Consider the following 18,928-nt stretch of genomic DNA (forward strand, 5'->3'; position numbering starts at 1 on the left):
TCAAACGTTGAACTGCGGTGCCTGCTGCTGCGGCGCGGAGCCCAGCTGTACCTGACGCGCGAAGATATCACGCATCAGCGACAGCGAGAACAGGTGCGCATAAAGCAGAGGCAGCATGCCCGACTTGCTCATCTTGCGCAGTGCATCGCCGCGCAGGTCGATCAGCTTTTCCTCGTTGATCATCTGGAAGCCGCGATAGACGAACGGCTGCTCGGCGCCATCGGGCTGGATCGTGACTTCGCCGTCCATCAGCAGGTCGAGCTCGCGAAGCTCCTTCATGAAGTTCTGCGTGCGGGCGCCGGCCTGTTCGAACGATTCGTTGAAGCCGAGGATGTTCTTGGTCAGTTCGGTCGGCTGGCCGTCCTCGAACAGCGCATCGCCCTCGTCGAATTCGCCGAGCGCCTGCGAGGTCGGATCGAAGCAGAGCGACAGTTCCTGTGCATCCGGGTGAAGACGCGCGAGCATGTACGGGTAGCGGCGGACATAGGCGGGCACGTAGAAGGTGGTCTCCGTCAGCTTGCCGTCGTCGCCGACGAACACGTTGACGCCCTCGTTCAGGCCCATCAGCGCGAGCGGGATCGCGTCGTCACCGATCGAGAAGACGATCGGCATGTGACGCTGGACCAGCGGGAATTCGTCGACGGTGATCGGGATCGCGTGCTGGCCGACCAGGAACGGCGCGCTGTCCTGCGGGCGGACCTTGTAGTTGGCGTGCGTGTCGCTCGAGAGCGGCTCGAGGCCATTGTAGAAAAGCGGAAGCTGGGCGGCGCTGGCCATAATACTCTCCGGGTCGGTCATGTTTGAGCCGGCGGCCGATGCCACCGATTGGGGCGAGGCTGTATGGCGCGGGGCGGGTTGGTGCAAGTGTAGTGCGGAATCGTTGGAGCGTGCCCCTTCTATCTTCGATCCTCCCCGGCCAGGGGGGAGGTGGCTGGCACTTGCCAGACGGAGGGGGAGGTAAGAGCCATACCTGCTCCATGTCCTCCCCCTCCGTCACCTTCGGCGACACCTCCCCCTGGCGGGGGAGGATCATCCTAGACGAGCTTGCCGGGGTTGAGGATGCCGAGCGGATCGAGCGCGGCCTTGATCGCGCGCAACGCCGTCATCCGCGCGGGTGAGGACAGGCGTTCCAACTCGTCTCGCTTCATCTGGCCGATGCCGTGCTCCGCCGAGATCGAGCCGCCGGCCGCAGTCACGAGATCGCCGACGAAGCGGGTGACGACCGGCGCGTCCTCGGCATACCAATGCGCAGGGTCGGTGCCGGGCGCGGCGCGGACGTGGAAATGGACGTTCCCGTCGCCGAGATGGCCGAAGCCGCTGGCGTGCGTGCCGGGGAAGCGCGCGTCACATGCCGCCGCCGCTTCGATCATGAAGCGTGGCATTGTCTCGACCGGGATCGAGATGTCGTGCTGCGTCGCGGGGCCAAGCGCGCGCTCGGCCGCGGAAAGCGAGTCGCGGAGCAGCCAGAACGCCTCCGATTGCGCTCCGCTGGTCGCGATCGTCGCGTCTTCGATGGCGCCGTCTTCGAGGGCTTTGCCAAGCAGGCGTTCTAGGAGCGCGCTGGGGGATTCGCCATCGGTGGTGGCCGAGGTTGCTTCGATCAGGAGATGCCAGGGGTGGCGGCCGGCGAGTGGCGCGCGAGCGTTGGGAAGATGCGCGATGGCGGCGTCGAGCGACCCGGCGGGGAGGATCTCGAAGCTTTCGATCGCGTCGGTCTTCGCCTGCATCGTGCGCAGGAGTTTCAGCGCGGCCTGAGGCGACGCGATGCCGACCCATGCAGTGCCGCGCGCTGCGATCGCGGGAGCGAGGCGGAGCGTGGCGGCGGTGACGATCGCCAGCGTCCCCTCCGCGCCGATAAAGAGCTGGTCGAGGTCGTAGCCGCGGTTGTCTTTCTTCAGTGCGGACAGGCCGTCGTGGATCGTGCCGTCGGCGAGCACCGCTTCGACGCCTGCGACGAGGCCGCGCATCGTGCCGAACTTGAGCACCTGCGTCCCGCCGGCGTTGGTCGAGACGAGCCCGCCGATGGTCGCGGTGCCGCGCGCGCCGAGCGTCAGCGGGAAGCGCCACCCCTGCCCTTGCGCGGCGCCGTCGAGGTCGGCGAGGATCACGCCAGCCTCGGCAATGGCGAGCCCAGCATCGGTGTCGATGCTGCGGATAGTGTTCATGCGGCGGAGCGACAGGATCAGCGCGCTGCCGTCCGATGGCGCGGTCGCGCCGCCGACCATCGAGGTGTTGCCGCCTTGGGCGACGAGCGGCACGCGGTGCTCGGCGGCAGCCTTGACGATCAGCGCGACGTCCGCAGTCGAGGTCGGCGCGAGCATCGCAGGCGCAGCGCCGTGGAACCGGCCGCGCCAGTCGTGCAGCCAGGGATCTATATCGGCGGGGTCGGTGACGATCGCCTTGGCGTCGAGCTGCGGGGCTAGCGCTTGCAACATCGCGGCTTGCGAAGGCGTCAGGGTTGCTGTCTGAATTTGGGGCACGCGAGTAGCGCTAGACAAAATTCATCGCGCGTTCAACGATTGGCCCTAACGGTTACGTCAGCATGATCCAGCCCGCATGATTCATCCCGCGATTCCCGCCACCCTGCTCGCGCTCGCGGGGCCCTTTGCTGCAGGTCCCCTTGCTGCGGGCGGACGCGATGCTCCGCGGCCCGGTGTCGGGCTGGACGGCAGGCAGGTCGCGCAGGTCTCGATCCACGAACGCATCATCATCCGCGTGCCCCGCATGAGCCGGATGCCCGCGCGAACCTATACGCCGCCGCGCGAATGGAAGGAGCATAAGGGGCCCAAATGCATCGCGGTCGCCGAGATCGCCGGCGCGATGCTCAACAAGGAGGGCGCGGTCGACCTGGTGATGGACGACACGACCCGGCTTCGCGCGCGGCTCGACGGCGACTGCAAGCCGCTCGATTATTATTCGGGGTTTTATCTGCGGCCGGGGCCCGACGGTCTGATCTGCAAGGATCGCGACGCGATCCGGATGCGATCGGGCGCACGCTGCGAGATCGACGGGTTCAAGAGCTTGCGGCCGAAGAAGTAGCGTTTGGAATGCAGGGTGCTGCACGACAGCACACCGCACCTATCGTCATCCCCGCGCAGGCGGGGACCCATATCCTCTGAGCTTGGCGATCATGCTGCAACGCCAGCCAATATGGGTTCCCGCCTTCGCGGGAATGACGTGGGATCGTGGTCGCGCGGGCGATCATGGTGGGTAGATTGGCTGAAACACCCCCTTCCCCTGCTCCATTCACCGCGTTTCCTTGACATTTGTCGCCAAATCGGCGAGCGCCGGAACGCTTGAGGGCAGTGCATTTCACCCTCTATTTACCGGACATTTGCATGAGTTTTGCCGATCTCGGCCTCTCCGACGAACTGCTGAAGGCAGTCACCAACTCCGGCTATACCGAGCCGACCCCGATCCAGGCCGGCGCGATCCCGTCGGTGCTGATGATGCGCGACATCATCGGTATCGCCCAGACGGGCACCGGCAAGACCGCGTCGTTCGTGCTGCCGATGATCGACATTCTCGCGCATGGCCGCAGCCGCGCGCGGATGCCGCGCTCGCTGATCCTCGAACCGACGCGCGAACTCGCCGCGCAGGTGGCGGAGAATTTCGAGAAATACGGCGTCAATTCGAACCTCTCGATGGCGCTGCTGATCGGCGGCGTATCGATGGGCGACCAGCTCGCGGCGCTGGAGAAGGGCGTCGATGTCCTGATCGCGACGCCGGGCCGGCTGATGGACCTGTTCGGGCGCGGCAAGATCATGCTCAACGGCTGTTCGATGCTGGTGATCGACGAGGCGGACCGGATGCTCGACATGGGCTTCATCCCCGACATCGAGGAAATCTGCACCAAGCTGCCGAAACAGCGCCAGACGCTGCTGTTCTCCGCGACGATGCCGCCGCCGATCAAAAAGCTGGCGGACAAGTTCCTGACCAATCCCAAGACGATCGAGGTGTCGCGCCCGGCGTCGACCAACCTCAACATCAAGCAGTATCTGGTACCGGTGCCGAGCCAGACCGCCAAGCGCGACACGCTGCGCCGCATTCTCGCGCAGGAAGAGGTGACCAACGCGATCATCTTCTGCAACCGCAAGACGACGGTGCGCGACCTCAACAAGGTGCTTAAGCAGGCGGGCTACAAGTCGGGCGAGATCCACGGCGACATGGAACAGCCTCAGCGGCTGGCCGAGCTCGAGCTGTTCAAGACGGGTGCGGTGACGATTCTCGTGGCGTCGGACGTCGCGGCGCGCGGGCTCGACATCAAGGGCGTGTCGACGGTGTTCAACTATGACGCGCCGTGGCATCCGGACGACTATGTCCACCGGATCGGTCGCACGGGTCGCGCCGGCGCGACGGGGACGGCGTACACGTTCGTCGCGCCCGACGATGCCGAGAATATCATCAATATCGAGAAGCTTACCGGGCAGACGATCGAGCGGCTGAAGGGTGCCGAGCCGAAGACGGCGCCGGTTGCTGCTGCGACCGAAGACGATGGCACGGCGCGGCGCGCACGGCCGCGTCGCGGCGCGCGGTCCGAGACGTTTACGCCGGTGCCGGTTGCGGCGGCTGCCGAAGAGTCGGATCGGCCCCGTACGCGGCGGGTGCCACGGGCAGATACGGTGGCCCCGGCGATCGTCGCCGAGGTACTGGCTGCGGTCGAGCCCGTCGCTGTGGCGAAGCGCCCGCGCTGGGAGCGTACGCCGATCGACGAGCCCGTTCCTGCGGTGAAGCCGCGCGTTGCGGAGCCGGCACGGGTCGAGCCGGTGCAGGTCGAACCGGCATATGTCGAACCAGTTCACGCGGCGCCCATTCGGTCTGAGCCAGTGCGGTCGGAACCGGTTCGCTCGCAACCTGTTCGTACGGAAGCGGCAAAGGTCGAGCCGCCACGGACGGAGCGCATTCCTGCGGATCCAACCGGTGGTCGCCGCCAACCGGTCGCCGATACGCCGGCGGATGGCTGGAACGGACCTTTTCCGAGCTTCCTGAATGCCGTGATCGGAGGATATGAATGATGTCGATGCGCCGTATCGCCGCGCTTGCCTTGCTCGCGACTGCCGTGGCCGCTCCCGCTGCGCCCCGTGCGAAAGTCGTGGCGCCGCACGTCAACACGACGAGCTTCGACAAGCTGCCGCAGCCCTTGCCGCTGCCGTATAACGAGTCGGCGAACGCCAATGCGCAGGTTGCGGCAGCGCGGGCGCGGGCACTGAAGACGCACAAGCGGTTGCTGATCGATCTCGGCGGCAACTGGTGCCTCGACTGCCGTCTGCTCGCGGGGACGATCGACCTGCCGGAGATGAAGCGTTTCGTCGACAGCAAGTTCGTGGTGGTGACGGTCGACATCGGCCGGTTCGACAAGAACGGTCAGATCGCCGCGGGGTATGGCATCAAGGGACGGCTTAAGGGCGTGCCGGCGGTGCTGGTCGTCGATCCGCGGAGCAACCGGTTGCTGAACGCTGGGCATGAGACCGAGTTGGCGGATGCGCGGTCGATGGGTCCGCAGGCGCTGGCCGACTGGCTGGCGAAGTGGGCGGCCTGATCGGGGATTTGTGAAAATCGGTTAGCGGCTGACTTATCGCTGCCCGTTGGGTCCGGGATGGGCATCTCGCGTCACGTGCCGAGACGGCGGTCGTAGCGTCTGATATTTGACGAACTCGATCGGCGCGTGCCCTCACCTATCGCCGCATTCGCGTCTCTCCCTCTCCCGATGGGAGAGGGAAGGGGCCCGCGGCCACTTGGCCGTGGGAAGGGTGAGGGCAAGGTTTGTGGGACTATTGCGCCAGTCGTGTTCGTGATTCGGCCTTCTTTTTGGTCAGTGCGGGTCTCACGCCCCATGCCCGTATAAGGTCGATCCGGTGCGCACCACTGGGCTGCGACCGTAAACGGTCCTCCAGAAAGCCGATCTCGACACGCTCCGTTCGTTCGAACCCCCGCCGTCATCCTGACGAAAGTCAGGCCCCCGAGCCACGGGCGTTAACTCCTTCGTCCTGACTTTCGTCAGGATGACGGGTTTGGTTGGCTGGTCGCTGGCTCGTTCTTACGCGGCAACCGCGATCAGGGCGTCGTCCAGTGCTGCGGCGCGCAGGTACGCCGGGCGTTCGATCAGGCGCGCGGCATAGTCCGCGAACGCTTCACGCTTCGGCAGCCAGCCGAACTGCATGCCCCAGATGACCTGCGATCCGACATAGACGTCGGCGGCCGTGAAGCGGTTGCCGGCGATGTACGAGTGCGCTGCCACGGCCTGTTCGAGCACGTCGATCACCCGATCGAAGCTGCCATAGCCAATCATCCGTTGCTGCGCGGCATCGGGCACGACGCCGAGCGCGCGGTTGCCAGTGGCGGCTTCGACCGGGCCGGCGGCGTAGAAGAGCCAGCGATAGTAATCGGCGCGTTCTTCGTCGCGGGGGGCGAGGTCGGCGTCGGGGAACGCGTCGGCGAGGTACGCGCAGATCGCGGCGCATTCGGTGACGGTCTTGTGGTTGTGGACGATCGCCGGGACCTTGGCCATCGGGTTGATCGACAGATACGGCTCGGCCTTCATCGTCGTATCGTAGTCGAGGATGACGATCTCATACTCGGCGTCGACCTCTTCGAGCATCCACCGCGCGATCCGACCTCGCGACATCGGGTTGGTGTACAGGGTCAGCGTCATGCGACTCTCCTTGAGAACGGATCGTGAACGATGGTCTCATGGGGAGTAGGTGCGGTCAAGCGCGCGAGTATGTTTCCCCGCGAAGGCGGGGATCCAGACTGGGCTCCCGCCTTCGCGGGAGAACAAGGATAAGGGGCGCCGTACAGTGGAGCCCCCTCACCTCACACCAGCGCTTTGTCGAACAACGCCAGCATGCGGGCCCAGGCCTTGTCCGCCTGGGCTGCGTTGTAGACCTTCGAGTCGGGCGGGCACCAGCCGTGCATCGTGCCGGCGTAGACCTCGATCTCGGCGGGCAGTTTCGCCGCGGCGAAGGCGGTGCGGAGCGTATCCTTTTCGGTGGGCGAGCGGGCGTCGTCGTTGGCAGCGATCGCGATCAGGTATCGGCCCTTCATCCGCGGGATTAGGAGATGCGGGCTGTCGGGCGTGTCGGTGACGAACCCACCGCCGTGGAAGGTCGCGCCTGCGCGGATCCGGTTGGGGACGGCTGCGGCTGTGCGCATTACCATAGGACCGCCCATGCAATAGCCGGTGGTGGCCAGCCCACGCTTGCGATCGACCTGCGGTTGCGCGTCGATGAAGGCGGTGAAGGCCTTCGCATCACGCACCGTGCCTTCGGATGTGAGCGCTTCGCGGAAGGGCGCGATGCGGGCGCGGACGGCGGGCTGGTCGTACGACTCGCCGGGGGCGAGGAACGGCGCCTTGGTCGAGCGGTAGAACTGGTTGACGACGAGCACCGCATAGCCGGATTGCGCGAGGCGGTCGGCCATCTGGCGGAAGGCGGGGCGCAGGCCCATGATATCGGGCCAGATCAGCACGCCGGGGTGCTTGCCGGTGGCGGGCGCGACGAAATAGGCGTCAGCGTTGCCGTCGGGCGTGGTGATCGCGACGTCGCGACCCTTGATCGTGGCGGCGTTCGCGGGGGCGGGCAGCAGCATCGTGAGGCCCATCGCGCCGGTCATCACGCCGAACTGGCGGCGCGAGACGCCGGCCAGATACGCTTCGTTATCGTCTGCGGTATGCTCGTCGCACATGGGGCTATCCTCTTGAATTTGGCCGCATGCTAACTCAGGCTGCCCGCCACCACCATACGCCATCGTGCGTGTCGCGGGTCGCTCGGTCTTCGACTTCGAGGCGGCGAAGATGCGCCAGTGCCTCGCCGGTCGCCATGCCGAGGACGTCCTGCCCAATCGCGCGGCGGAACAGCCGGCCGAAACAGTCGACCGCGCGGCGGGGTTCGGCGAGGAAGACGGCGAGTTCGTCGAGTCGCTCGCGGTGTTCGCGGTCCATCGCGTCGAGGCGCGTGTGGAGGCCGGTGAACGGGTCGCCATGGCCGGGGAGGACGAGCAAGTCTGCCGGCAGCGTCTTGAGCTTGGCGATCGAGGCGAACCATTCGCCCAGCGGGTCGGCGTTCGGTTCGGTGACGCCTAGCGAGACGTTGGGGCTGATGCGGGGAAGGACCTGGTCGCCGGCGATGAGGATGCCGCCGGCTTCGTCGTACAGGCACGCGTGTTCGGGGCAGTGACCGGAGCCGGTAACGATCCGCCAGTCGCGCGTGCCGATGGTGAGCGTGTCACCGTCTTCGATGCGGGTGTAGCTGAGCGGGAGCGGGGTGATGATCTTGCGGAAGCCGGCCCAGCCCTTGGCGGTGGCGTGGTCGATCTGGTCTGGGCTCCATCCTGCGCCGCGCCAGAAGGCGAGCATCTCGTGCGGGACCGAGTCGCGGGCGTCGGCAGCGAGCATGCGCGCGGTGAGCCACTCGGCTCGGGTCATGATCAGGGGGGCGACGTGGTGGTCGCACATCCAGCCGGCGAGGCCGATATGGTCCGGGTGGAAGTGGGTGCCGATCATTTTCGTGATGCGGACGCCGGACTTGGGGCCGTTGAAGATGGCTTTCCAGGCGTCGCGGGCGTCTGCGGTGTTCATGCCGGTGTCGACTAGGGCTTCGCCGTCGGTGTCGGCGAGGAGCCAGCAATTTACGTGTTTTAGCGGGCCGGGGATCTTGAGGCGGACCCAGTCTATGCCGGGGGCGACCTCGAAGACGTCCCCGGCTGCGGGCTCTGCGCCACCGAAGGGGTAGGTCAAGCCCTTGTGGCTGGTCGGCGCGAAATCGGTGTCGGGTGCGGTTGCCATCCGTTGCGGTTAGCAACTGGATGTGGCGGGAGATAGTGCTGGCCAACGTCGTCGCGACTGTTCCCGCCCAATCCCGACCTTCGCAATCCTCCCCGCAAGGGGGGGCACCGAAGGTGTCGGAGGGGGAGGACACGGAACCGAGGTTTTCGCTTACCTCCCCCTCCGTCTGGCAAGTGCCAGCCACCTCCCCCTGGCGGGGGAGGATTAGATGGGTTCTCGCTTGAAACGAAGGAAACTTGTTTCCCCGCGAAGGCGGGGACCCAGACTGGGCTCCCGCCTTCGCGGGAGAACAACGACGTTCGGGCTGTCGCCGGATACGGTCACGGCCTGCCGGGCTGGCGATCCTCGCTAGCCGTATCGCAGGAGGAGAGCGCGAGCCCACCCCCTGCCCCCTCCCGCTTGCGGGAGGGGAAAGAAGGGTCAGCGCTTGAAGGGGTCGTCGAAGAGCGGCTTGACGGGGAGGACGCCGCCGTCTGCCACGAACTGCGCGTCCGCGGCCGCCTGGGTACGCTCGGCGCGGAGTTGCTGGAGGAGCACTTCGCGGTCGCCTTCGAGGCGGGTGTCGGTCGGCGCTTCCATGCCGGCTGCCTTTGCCGCCTTCGCTACTGCCGCATCCAACTCGCGCTGCGACGTCAGACCTAGGGTAACCGGATCCTTTGGCGTGATGTTGGCGATATTCCAGTGGCTGCGGTCGCGGATCGCGGCGATCGTCGTGCGGGTCGTGCCGATCAGCAGCGAGATCGCGCCGTCGGTGATCTCCGGGTGGTTGCGGATAATCCACGAGATGCCGTCGGGCTTGTCCTGGCGCTTCGAGACCGGCGTGTAGCGCGGGCCCTTGGTGCGGCGGACCTGCTCGGGGCCCTTGATCATCTTGAGCTGGTAGTCCGGATCGGCGGCACCCTTGTCGATCTCGTCCTGCGTGACTTCGTGGGCACGGACCGGATCGCGACCGGTCAGCTTGGTCGAGGTGGTGTCGTCGGCGATCGCCTGGATCTCGAGGATGTGCAGGCCGCAGAAGTCCGCGATCTGCTCGAAGCTGAGCGCGGTATTGTCGACCATCCAGGCGGCGGTCGCGTGGGGCATGAGCGGCTGGGCCACGGCGGAAACTCCGTAAAAATAGAAAGGGCCGCCCCTTTCGGAGCGGCCTGACATGAAAGAGACTTAGTGCGCGCAGGGGCAACAGGCAAGCGAACAAGCTCAGGCGGCCAACAGCTTCCTTTCCAGCGGGACGAGCGCGTGGAGGAACTGGCGCGCGCTGGCGGGCCAGCTGTAGCGCGCGGCGTAGGCGGCGCAGGTGACGGAGTCGCGGGTCAGCGCCGTGGCGATCGCGGTGTCCAGGTATTCGTGCATCGCGCCGACGCGGTCGTCGAGGACGTCGATCGGGCCGGTTACCGGGTAGGCCGCCACTGGTGTTCCGCACGCCAGCGCTTCGATCATGACGAGGCCGAAGGTGTCGGTGCGGCTGGGGAAGACGAGGACGTCGGCGGTGCGGTAGGCGGCGGCGAGATCTAGGCCCGAGCGCTGGCCCAGGAAAACCGCTTTTGGGAAGCGGCGGGCTAGCGTGGCGCGGGCGGGTCCTTCGCCGACGACGACTTTCGTGCCGGGATGCGTGGAGGACAGGAACGCCTCGATATTCTTCTCGACCGCGACTCTGCCGACGTAAAGCTGGATCGGACCGGGCAGCGCAGCCAGCTCAGGGTCGCGGGCGCCATCGAGGCCGAACTGCGCGAAGTCGACGCCCCTGCCCCATTCGCGGACCTGATGCAGGCCCTGGTCCGCCAGCGTCCTGGCGACCGATGGCGTGGAGACGAGGATCGACTGCGCGGGGCGGTGGAACCAGCGGATATAGCGCCAGATCCAGTCCGGGTTCGCACCGGTGCGGGCGGCGACGTAATCGGGGAACTGCGTGTGATAGGCGGTGGTGAACGGGAGCGCGCGGGCAAGGCACCAGGTGCGGGCGGCGAGGCAGACCGGACCTTCGGTGGCGAGGTGGATCGCGTCGGCGCCGAAGCTTGCCAGCAGGCGGCCGACTGCGCCCGAGCGCGCGAAGGCGAGGCGGATCTCGGGGTAGGTCGGGCATGGCATCGAGGCGAACTGTTCGGGAGATACGATCAGGACCTGGTGGCCGATCGATTCGAGTTCCTTGCGGACCGCCTGGAGGGTGCGGACGACGCCGTTGATTTGCGGGCTCCAGGCGTCGGTGACGATCGCGATACGCATCGTGTTTTCTCCGTTCTAACCCCTCTCCCGTTGGGGAGAGGGCGGGGCCCGGCCGGCGCAGCCGGGTGGGAGGGTGAGGGCACGCTTTTACAGGCGTTGTGGACTTGCCCTCACCCGCGCCGCTGACGCAGCTTGCCCTCTCCCCGTCGGGGAGAGGGTTAGTTAGGCGGCCAACGTGACGACCTTGTCGCGCTCGCGAGCGGCGATCTCGTCGCCCCAGTGGAGGAGTTCCATGTGGCCGTCGAAATGCTCGACCAAGGCCGTGCAGCCCTCTACCCAGTCGCCGTCGTTGTAATAGGCGATGCCGGCGATCTCGCGCATTTCTGCGGTGTGGATGTGGCCGCAGACGACGCCCTCGACGCCGCGGACGCCGGCGGCATGCGCGACGACCTCCTCGAAGTGCGAGATGAAGGCGACCGCGTTCTTGACCTTGGCCTTGGCGTGCTTCGACAGCGACCAATAGGGCATGCCCATCCGACGCCGCGCGGCGTTGACCCAGCGGTTGAGCCCCATCAGCATCGTGTAGGCAGCATCGCCGATATGCGCGACCCAGCGGTGCGCGAGCGTGATCGCGTCGAACTCGTCGCCGTGGAGCACCAGCAGGCGGCGGCCGTCGGCGGTCTCATGGATCGCCTTCCGGCGGATCGAGATGCCGCCGAAATCGAGCCCGGAATATTGGCGGAAGACTTCGTCGTGATTGCCGGGGATGTAGACGACGCGGGTACCGCGCTTGGCGCGCTTGAGCAGGCGCCAGAGGACGTCGTTGTGCGCGGCGGGCCAGTAGAATTTCTTCTTCAGCCGCCAGCCGTCGATCATGTCGCCGACGAGGTACATCGTCTCGCTGTCGACGTGGTCGAGGAAGTCGTTGAGCATCCCGGCGTTGCAACCGCGCGTGCCGAGGTGAACGTCGGAGATCCAGATCGTGCGGTATTGGCGCCGCTCGACGATCGGTTCGGGAACCGCCGGGCGCGAGTGGATGAAGTCGGTGATATCGGTGATGTCGGCACCACCGATGCCAGATGGCAGAAACGTCGTGACGGCGTTCATGGCCTTACCCCGCAAATCTATCCCTTGGCGATGATCTAGCCGACTATTGTGACAGCGTAGTCGCAGTCTGGTGACGGTTCGAAGTCGATGCCCCCGGTGTACGCGAACGCGTTGACGAATCGCGGGGAAGCTGTCCCTATGCGGTGGTTTTACTGGGAGACAATATCGTGAAATTTGGTTTCAAGCGTGTTTCGGTGGCTGTTGCGGGCGCAGCGATGATGGTTGCGCCGACGATGGCTTCGGCGGCAAATCCGGCAGCGTCGTTGTCGCCCGCGCGGGCGGGCACCGCGACGTCGGGCAAGGGCAAGCTCGCCGAGGGTCCGACCGCGACTTACGTCAGCATCGGCATCCTGGCGGCGTTGGTGGTTGGCGTGCTGCTGGCGACCAGCGGTGGGGATGATGATTCGGACAGTAACTGAGGCTAGCTGTCGCATTTAGATAGAAAGCATGTTTCCCCGCGAAGGCGGGGGTCCAGACTGGGCTCCCGCCTTCGCGGGAGAACAATCTGAGGTTCGAGCATTCCTGTAAAGGTATCCCACCCCGGCGGAGGCCGGGGCCCAAGCGGCAGGGTCGCGGTAACGATGCACGTCGCGTCCTTACTCAGCGCTCCCAATTGGGCCCCGGCCTTCGCCGGGGTGGTGTTGAGCTTGGTAAGCGTTGCGTCAAAAACGGGGATACCCCAGCTTTCGCTGGGGTGACGGCGGACCGGCGGACGGGCCGAGGAAAATTCGTCTCCCCGCTCACTCCATCGTCAGCACGATCTTTCCGACGTGATCGCCCGCTTCCATCCGGGTATGAGCAGCCGGGGCATCCGCGAAGGCGAAGGTGCGGTCGATGACTGGTTTCAGCTTGCCGGCCTCGACGTGCGGCCAAACCGTCCTAGCCAACTCGTCGGCGACCAGCGACTTGAACGCGGTGTCCCGCGGGCGGAGAGTCGAGCCGGTCAGCGTCAGGCGGCGGCGCATGATTTCGAACAGGGGGACGGTCGCCGTCATGCCGCCCATGACCGCGATCGACACGTGGCGGCCGTCGTCCGCGAGGCATTGCAGGTTGCGGGGCACGTAGTCGCCGCCGACCATGTCGAGCACCGCGGCGACGCCCTTGCCGCCGGTGATCTGCTTCACGCGCTCGACGAAATCCTCGGACTTGTAGTCGATCGCGTGCGTGGCACCGAGGCTCAAGGCCGCTTCGCACTTCGCCTTGGAGCCGGCGGTGACGATGATGTCGATCCCGAAGACGTTGCACAGGCCGATCGCCATCGTGCCGATGCCGCTGGTGCCGCCGTGGACGAGGACGGTATCGCCTTCCATCGCGTAGGCGCGCTCGAAGAGGTTGGTCCAGACGGTGAACAGCGTCTCGGGCATCGCCGCCGCCTCGATCATCGTCAGCGCCTCGGGGACGGGCAGGCACTGGCCGAACGGCGCGACCGCGTATTCGGCGTACGCGCCACCCGAGATCAGCGCGCAGACGAGTTGCCCGACCTGCTCGTCGCCGACGCCTTCGCCGACCGCGACGATCGTGCCGGAAATTTCCATGCCGAGGATCGACGGCGCACCCGGCGGGGGCGGATATTTGCCCTGGCGCTGCATGACTTCGGGGCGATTGACGCCAGCCGCGGCTACTCTGACTAGCACCTCGCCCGGCCCCGGCTGCGGCACCGGACGGTCGACGAGCACCAGGACTTCGGGACCGCCGGGCTGTTCAGGATCGATCGCCTTCATGACGTCAGGTACACTTAAGTTATTCGATTTGTTTTCGGGTATCGCGGTCATCTGCTCGTCACGTCCCTTTTGAACTCCGCGCCTTATTGACATCACTCGGGTGCGGGTCAACGTTACAGACACGATGGACCTGGAAGACGCCCCCTCCCGTCCCGACGATCTGCTTGACGCACTGGTGCGGCAGGACCTCGATCCGTTGTCGGTCGCCGAGCTCGATGCACGCATCACGGTGCTGCAGGGCGAGATCGCGCGCTGCCAGGTCAAGAAGGACCGTGCCGTCAGTCACCGCGCCATCGCCGACGACCTGTTCAGGCGGTGAATGCCCTCCCCGCCACCACGAGCGCCGCATTTAAGCAGCGCAGGAACGGACGGGGCCGGGTTCAAGTGCTTGATGCGACCGATATCAGTTCCGACATAGTGGCAAAGGGCTCGCGTTCTCGCGGCCCGACAGGAGTATTGTAAATGCCATCATTTGCACCCGCCCTCGAGACCACGCTGCACAAGGCGCTCGAGGCGGCATCGTCCCGGCGCCACGAATATGCGACGCTGGAGCATCTGCTGCTCGCGCTGATCGACGACGAACATGCGTCGAAGGTCATGACCGCGTGCAACGTCGAGATCGGCGATCTGAAGAACACCGTCTCGCACTACCTCGATAGCGAACTCGATGCGCTGAAGGTCGATGCGGCTACCGATCCCTCCCCCACCAGCGGGTTCCAGCGCGTCGTCCAGCGCGCTATCCTCCACGTCCAGTCCTCGGGCCGCGACGAAGTGACCGGCGCCAACGTGCTCGTCGCCTTGTTCAGTGAGCGCGAGAGCTATGCCGTCTATTTCCTGCAGCAGCAGGACATGAGCCGCCTCGATGCAGTGAGCTTCATCAGCCACGGCGTCGGCAAGGGCGGGCAGCAGGCGACCGAAGCATCCACACCAAAGGGTGCGGACGACGAGAAGCCGGCCAAGGGACAGGAGAAGGGCAAGACGGAAAGCGCGCTCAAGCAATTCACGGTCGACCTCAACGAGAAGGCCAAGAACGGCAAGGTCGATCCCCTGATCGGGCGCGGGCCGGAGGTGGATCGCACGATTCAGATCCTGTGCCGCCGGTCGAAGAACAACCCACTCTATGTCGGTGATCCCGGCGTCGGCAAGACCGCGATCGCAGAGGGTCTCGCGCGTAAGATCGTCGAGGGCGACGTGCCCGACGTGCTGTTGCCAGCGGTGATCTACTCGCTCGACATGGGCGCGTTGCTGGCGGGGACGCGGTATCGTGGCGACTTTGAGGAGCGCTTGAAGGCGGTCGTCAACGAGCTCGAGAAGCTGCCTGATGCCGTGCTGTTCATCGACGAGATCCACACCGTCATCGGCGCTGGTGCGACGAGTGGTGGGGCGATGGATGCCTCGAACCTGCTCAAGCCTGCGCTTAGCGGCGGGACGATCCGTTGCATCGGCTCGACGACGTACAAGGAGTTCCGCAATCACTTTGAGAAGGACCGCGCGTTGCTGCGGCGCTTCCAGAAGATCGACGTGAACGAGCCGACGATCGAGGATACCATCAAAATCCTCGCCGGCCTGCGCTCGGCGTTCGAGGATCATCACAACGTCAAGTACACCCCCGATGCGATCAAGTCGGCGGTCGAGCTGTCGGCGCGGTACATCAATGACCGCAAGCTGCCGGACAAGGCGATCGACGTGATCGACGAGGTTGGCGCGATGCAGATGCTGGTGCCGCCGAACAAGCGCAAGAAGACGATTACGCCCAAGGAGATCGAACAGGTCATTGCGACGATGGCACGCATCCCGCCGAAGTCGGTCTCGACCGATGACAAGCTGGCGCTTGCCACGCTCGAGACGGATCTGAAGCGCGTGGTGTTCGGGCAGAATGCGGCGATCGAGAAGCTGTCGTCGGCGATCAAGCTGGCGCGTGCGGGTCTGCGCGAGCCGGAGAAGCCGATCGGCAACTATCTGTTCACCGGGCCTACCGGCGTCGGCAAGACCGAGGTCGCCAAGCAGCTGTCGACGATCCTCGGCATCCCGCTCCAGCGGTTCGACATGTCCGAATATATGGAGCGGCATTCGGTCAGTCGTCTGATCGGTGCGCCTCCGGGCTATGTTGGGTTCGACCAGGGTGGTTTGCTGACCGATGCGATCGATCAGAATCCGCACTGCGTGCTTCTGCTCGACGAGATCGAGAAGGCGCATCCGGACCTGTTCAACATCCTGTTGCAGGTGATGGATAACGGGCGGCTGACCGACCAGCATGGCAAGTCGGTCGATTTCCGCAACGTCATCCTTATCATGACGACCAATGCGGGTGCCAGCGACATGGCGCGCGAGACGGTCGGCTTCGGCAATTTGTCGCGCGAGGGCGAGGACGAGGTGGCGGTGACGAAGATGTTCACGCCGGAATTCCGCAACCGTCTCGATGCGGTGGTACCGTTCGGGTATCTGCCGACCGAAGTGGTGGCGCGGGTGGTGGACAAGTTCATCCTCCAGCTTGAACTCCAGCTGGCGGACCGCGGCGTGCATATCATGCTCGACGACGAGTCGAAGGCGTGGCTCACGACCAAGGGCTATGACAAGCTGTACGGCGCACGGCCGATGGGTCGCCTGATCCAGGAGAAGATCAAGCAGCCGCTTGCTGAGGAACTGCTGTTCGGCAAGCTGGTCCACGGTGGCGAGGTGACGGTGAAGATGAAGGACGGCGCGTTGTCGTTCGCGATCGAGCCGGCGGCACCGAAGAAGCCCAAGAAGAAGGGCAAGGTGGAGACCGTCGACGCGAAGTAATCGCGGGTTGCGGTTTGAGGTGAAGGGCCTGCCGTCGGAGCGATCCGGCGGCGGGCTTTTTTGTGGACGCGTTGTGGGTGGATCGGGTCGAACGTCGGGATTTTGGTTCGGAACGCTGACAACGAGAAAAGCTTGTTTCCCCGCGAGGGCGGGGACCCAGACTGGGCTCCCGCCTTCGCGGGAGAACACAGAGGCGCGGGCTGGGTCTACGTTGGCAGGCGTGCCCGGGCAATCACTCCTCCAACGTTCACCACCACCCCGGCGAAGGCCGGGGCCCAATTGGTGAGGTTGCAGTGACGACGCGCATCTCTCAGCTGGCTACGCTCCCCAGTTGGGCCCCGGCCTTCGCCGGGGTGGTGCATGGAGTCGGACGGGATTGGCTACGACTAATGCCGGGGGACAGGGAAGCAGCGTAACGGGAGGACTGCTGAGTTGGCGGTTCTGGACAGAAAGCCAGCGCGCTCAATCCTCCCCCGCAAGGGGGGGGGTGGCGCCGGAGGCGGCGGAGGGGGAGGACTTCGCAACGGACGTCGCCCTTTCCTCCCCCTCCGTCTGGCATGCGCCAGCCACCTCCCCCTGGCGGGGGAGGATCGCAGCGCCGTGATCGGCAAATCTGCGTCCGTTTACCTATAATTGGGGAAGCGTTGCTAGCGTCGTGGCATGGAACGTTTGGCATGGCTGCGATGGATGATCGGTGCGCTCGCGCTGGGCTTCGGTCTTGCCCTTGCCGCGCCTGCCATCGCGGTCACGGGGACGCCGCTGTCGGTCTGCGTGCGCCCCGCGCTGCCAAAGCAGACGGCGGCCACGCTGTTCGCCGCGCCGGGCGGTTTCGACTGCGCCACCTCGCAGACGCGGTTCGGCGGCGGTGACTTCTGGATCCTGTCGCAGCGCCTGCCCGCGATCGGTGCGGACGGCCATACCGTGCGGATCGGCAGCACCTGGGTGAACCGGGTGACGCTGTTCGTCCTCTATGCCGACGGTTCGATCCGCCAGACCGGTTTCACGTCGCGCACCGCGGGGCGGTTGATCGGGCTCGGCGCGGTAATCGTCCAGCCGATCCCGCGGCACGATGCGGCGCCGGTCCGGCTGCTCTGGCATGTCGAGGGCGCAGCGAACCTGCGCGGCCTGATCCTCGGCCCAGCCCTGGCGGATCACGACCAGCGCGACACCACCGAGATATTGCTGGCCGCCCTGTACGGCGGGTTCGGTGGCATGGCGATCGCGCTGATCGTCTACAATCTCGCTTTGTGGGGCGCGCTGCGGCAGGCGTTCCAGCCGGCCTATTGCCTGCTCGTGCTGTGCCTGCTCGCCTATGCGCTGACCTCGTCGGGGGCGCTCGGCCAGATGCTTCCGGGCCTGGACAACAATGATCGCCAGCGGCTGAACGCGCTGTTCCTCGCTGGATCCGCTGCCGCCGCGCTGCTGTTCGCGCGCACCTTTTTCGAGCGCGCGGTCTTCGCCGGGTGGCTGCGTCCGGCAAGTACGATCGTCATGGCAGGGTTGCTGGTCACCGGGCTGATGTGGGCGGCTTTCGCCCCGTGGCAGTTCCACATGCTCGATACGCTGCTGGCCAGTGCGTATCTCGCGCTGCTCGTGCTGATCCCGGTCGTCCTGTACCGGGCCTGGCGCGTGCGGAGCAATTTCCTGTGGCTGTTCGCGCTGGCGTGGAGCGTGCCGATCGCGGTGGCCGCGCTACGCGTCGCCAATGCCTTCGAACTGCTCGCGTGGAGCCGGTGGCTCGACAATTCGACGATCCTGTCGATGGCGCTCGAATCGATGCTGTCGAGCCTGGCGATCGCGTACCGGATCCGGCTGCTGAGCGTCGAACGCGATACCGCGCGCGAACAGGAGATCGCCGCGCGACTGCTGGCGGATACCGAGCCGCTAACCGGGCTGCTCAATCGTCGCGCATTCCTGCACCGCGCGATCGGCCGGCCGGGCGACCAGATGCTGCTGCTTGCCGACGTCGATCACTTCAAGCGCGTCAACGAGAAGATCGGCCATGACGGCGGCGACGAGGTGCTGCGCGTGGTGGCGCGAGCGCTGCGCAACGCGGTGCCGCCCGATGCGCTGGTGGCGCGGATCGGCGGCGAGGAGTTCGCGATCCTGCTGGACGCAGCCAACGCGATCGCGCCAGACGCGGTACTCGATCGCCTGCGCAGCCAGCGGATGCCGTTCGATATCACGGTGACCGCGAGCATCGGCGCGTGCACCGGGCCGTTGCTGCACGAGAAGGACTGGAAGCTGCTCTACAATTGCGCCGACCGCGCGCTGTTCGCAGCGAAGGCGGCGGGGCGCGACCGCGCGCGGGAAGCGCCGCCGGTGTGCATCGCCGCCTGACCGCCGTCTGACAGCCGCCTGCCCGCCGGGCGACTTG

General features: G+C 66.0%; 16 protein-coding genes. 7 read left to right on the top strand and 9 right to left on the bottom strand.

Going from position 1 to position 18,928, the window contains the following annotated elements; all coding sequences use genetic code 11:
* Both VH567_RS03690 and VH567_RS03695 read right to left on the bottom strand, forming a co-directional pair.
* Nucleotides 1–777, bottom strand: a complete 777-nt coding sequence (locus tag VH567_RS03690) for a SapC family protein (RefSeq protein ID WP_423323235.1) — start codon at nt 775–777, stop codon at nt 1–3.
* 257 nt (nt 778–1,034) lie between these two features.
* Nucleotides 1,035–2,435, bottom strand: coding sequence for an FAD-binding oxidoreductase (locus tag VH567_RS03695; RefSeq protein WP_423323712.1), 1,401 nt, complete (start codon nt 2,433–2,435; stop codon nt 1,035–1,037).
* A gap of 121 nt (nt 2,436–2,556) precedes the next feature.
* Here VH567_RS03695 and VH567_RS03700 point away from each other — a divergent pair, with 121 nt between their 5' ends.
* From VH567_RS03700 to VH567_RS03710, 3 genes are all read left to right on the top strand, one after another.
* Nucleotides 2,557–3,039, top strand: coding sequence for a hypothetical protein (locus tag VH567_RS03700; protein WP_423323237.1), 483 nt, complete (start codon nt 2,557–2,559; stop codon nt 3,037–3,039).
* Nucleotides 3,040–3,338: 299 nt separating this feature from the next.
* Complete coding sequence (locus VH567_RS03705) at nt 3,339–5,015, top strand: DEAD/DEAH box helicase (RefSeq protein WP_423323239.1); 1,677 nt, start codon at nt 3,339–3,341, stop codon at nt 5,013–5,015.
* A gap of 5 nt (nt 5,016–5,020) precedes the next feature.
* Entirely contained in the window at nt 5,021–5,539 is a 519-nt protein-coding gene (locus VH567_RS03710) for a thioredoxin family protein (protein ID WP_332754975.1), read from the top strand.
* 498 nt (nt 5,540–6,037) lie between these two features.
* Here the strand turns inward: VH567_RS03710 and VH567_RS03715 are convergent, their stop codons facing one another.
* The 6 genes from VH567_RS03715 to VH567_RS03740 all read right to left on the bottom strand — a co-directional run bounded on the left by VH567_RS03715 (nt 6,038) and on the right by VH567_RS03740 (nt 12,049).
* Nucleotides 6,038–6,652, bottom strand: a complete 615-nt coding sequence (locus VH567_RS03715) for a glutathione S-transferase family protein (RefSeq protein WP_423323241.1) — start codon at nt 6,650–6,652, stop codon at nt 6,038–6,040.
* 161 nt (nt 6,653–6,813) lie between these two features.
* Nucleotides 6,814–7,683: a dienelactone hydrolase family protein gene (locus tag VH567_RS03720; RefSeq protein ID WP_423323243.1), complete on the bottom strand. Its 870-nt coding sequence runs from the start codon at nt 7,681–7,683 to the stop codon at nt 6,814–6,816.
* Between the two features lie 34 nt (nt 7,684–7,717).
* Nucleotides 7,718–8,782 (bottom strand): MBL fold metallo-hydrolase, encoded by a 1,065-nt coding sequence (locus VH567_RS03725; protein WP_423323245.1) that lies wholly within the window; start codon nt 8,780–8,782, stop codon nt 7,718–7,720.
* Nucleotides 8,783–9,202: 420 nt separating this feature from the next.
* Nucleotides 9,203–9,880 (bottom strand): DUF1013 domain-containing protein, encoded by a 678-nt coding sequence (locus VH567_RS03730; RefSeq protein ID WP_055873545.1) that lies wholly within the window; start codon nt 9,878–9,880, stop codon nt 9,203–9,205.
* A 99-nt stretch (nt 9,881–9,979) separates the two neighbouring features.
* On the bottom strand, nt 9,980–11,002 hold the full coding sequence (locus tag VH567_RS03735; RefSeq protein WP_423323248.1) for a glycosyltransferase family 4 protein: 1,023 nt from the start codon (nt 11,000–11,002) through the stop codon (nt 9,980–9,982).
* Nucleotides 11,003–11,164: 162 nt separating this feature from the next.
* Nucleotides 11,165–12,049: a UDP-2,3-diacylglucosamine diphosphatase gene (locus VH567_RS03740; RefSeq protein ID WP_423323250.1), complete on the bottom strand. Its 885-nt coding sequence runs from the start codon at nt 12,047–12,049 to the stop codon at nt 11,165–11,167.
* A gap of 167 nt (nt 12,050–12,216) precedes the next feature.
* Here VH567_RS03740 and VH567_RS03745 point away from each other — a divergent pair, with 167 nt between their 5' ends.
* A complete protein-coding gene (locus tag VH567_RS03745) occupies nt 12,217–12,468 on the top strand; it encodes a hypothetical protein (protein ID WP_423323252.1) in 252 nt (83 codons plus the stop codon).
* Nucleotides 12,469–12,789: 321 nt separating this feature from the next.
* Here VH567_RS03745 and VH567_RS03750 read toward each other — a convergent pair whose 3' ends face one another.
* Nucleotides 12,790–13,770: an NAD(P)H-quinone oxidoreductase gene (locus tag VH567_RS03750; protein WP_423323254.1), complete on the bottom strand. Its 981-nt coding sequence runs from the start codon at nt 13,768–13,770 to the stop codon at nt 12,790–12,792.
* A gap of 124 nt (nt 13,771–13,894) precedes the next feature.
* Here VH567_RS03750 and VH567_RS03755 point away from each other — a divergent pair, with 124 nt between their 5' ends.
* The 3 genes from VH567_RS03755 (at nt 13,895) to VH567_RS03765 (ending at nt 18,891) form a co-directional block, all read left to right on the top strand.
* Complete coding sequence (locus VH567_RS03755; RefSeq protein ID WP_176501302.1) at nt 13,895–14,089, top strand: DUF1192 domain-containing protein; 195 nt, start codon at nt 13,895–13,897, stop codon at nt 14,087–14,089.
* Between the two features lie 143 nt (nt 14,090–14,232).
* Nucleotides 14,233–16,551, top strand: a complete 2,319-nt coding sequence (clpA, locus tag VH567_RS03760) for an ATP-dependent Clp protease ATP-binding subunit ClpA (RefSeq protein ID WP_423323258.1) — start codon at nt 14,233–14,235, stop codon at nt 16,549–16,551.
* 660 nt (nt 16,552–17,211) lie between these two features.
* Nucleotides 17,212–18,891, top strand: a complete 1,680-nt coding sequence (locus VH567_RS03765; protein ID WP_423323260.1) for a diguanylate cyclase domain-containing protein — start codon at nt 17,212–17,214, stop codon at nt 18,889–18,891.
* Nucleotides 18,892–18,928: the final 37 nt, after the last annotated feature.

It is taken from the genome of Sphingomonas sp. 4RDLI-65 (assembly GCF_049472435.1).
Classification (GTDB): Bacteria; Pseudomonadota; Alphaproteobacteria; order Sphingomonadales; family Sphingomonadaceae; genus Sphingomonas.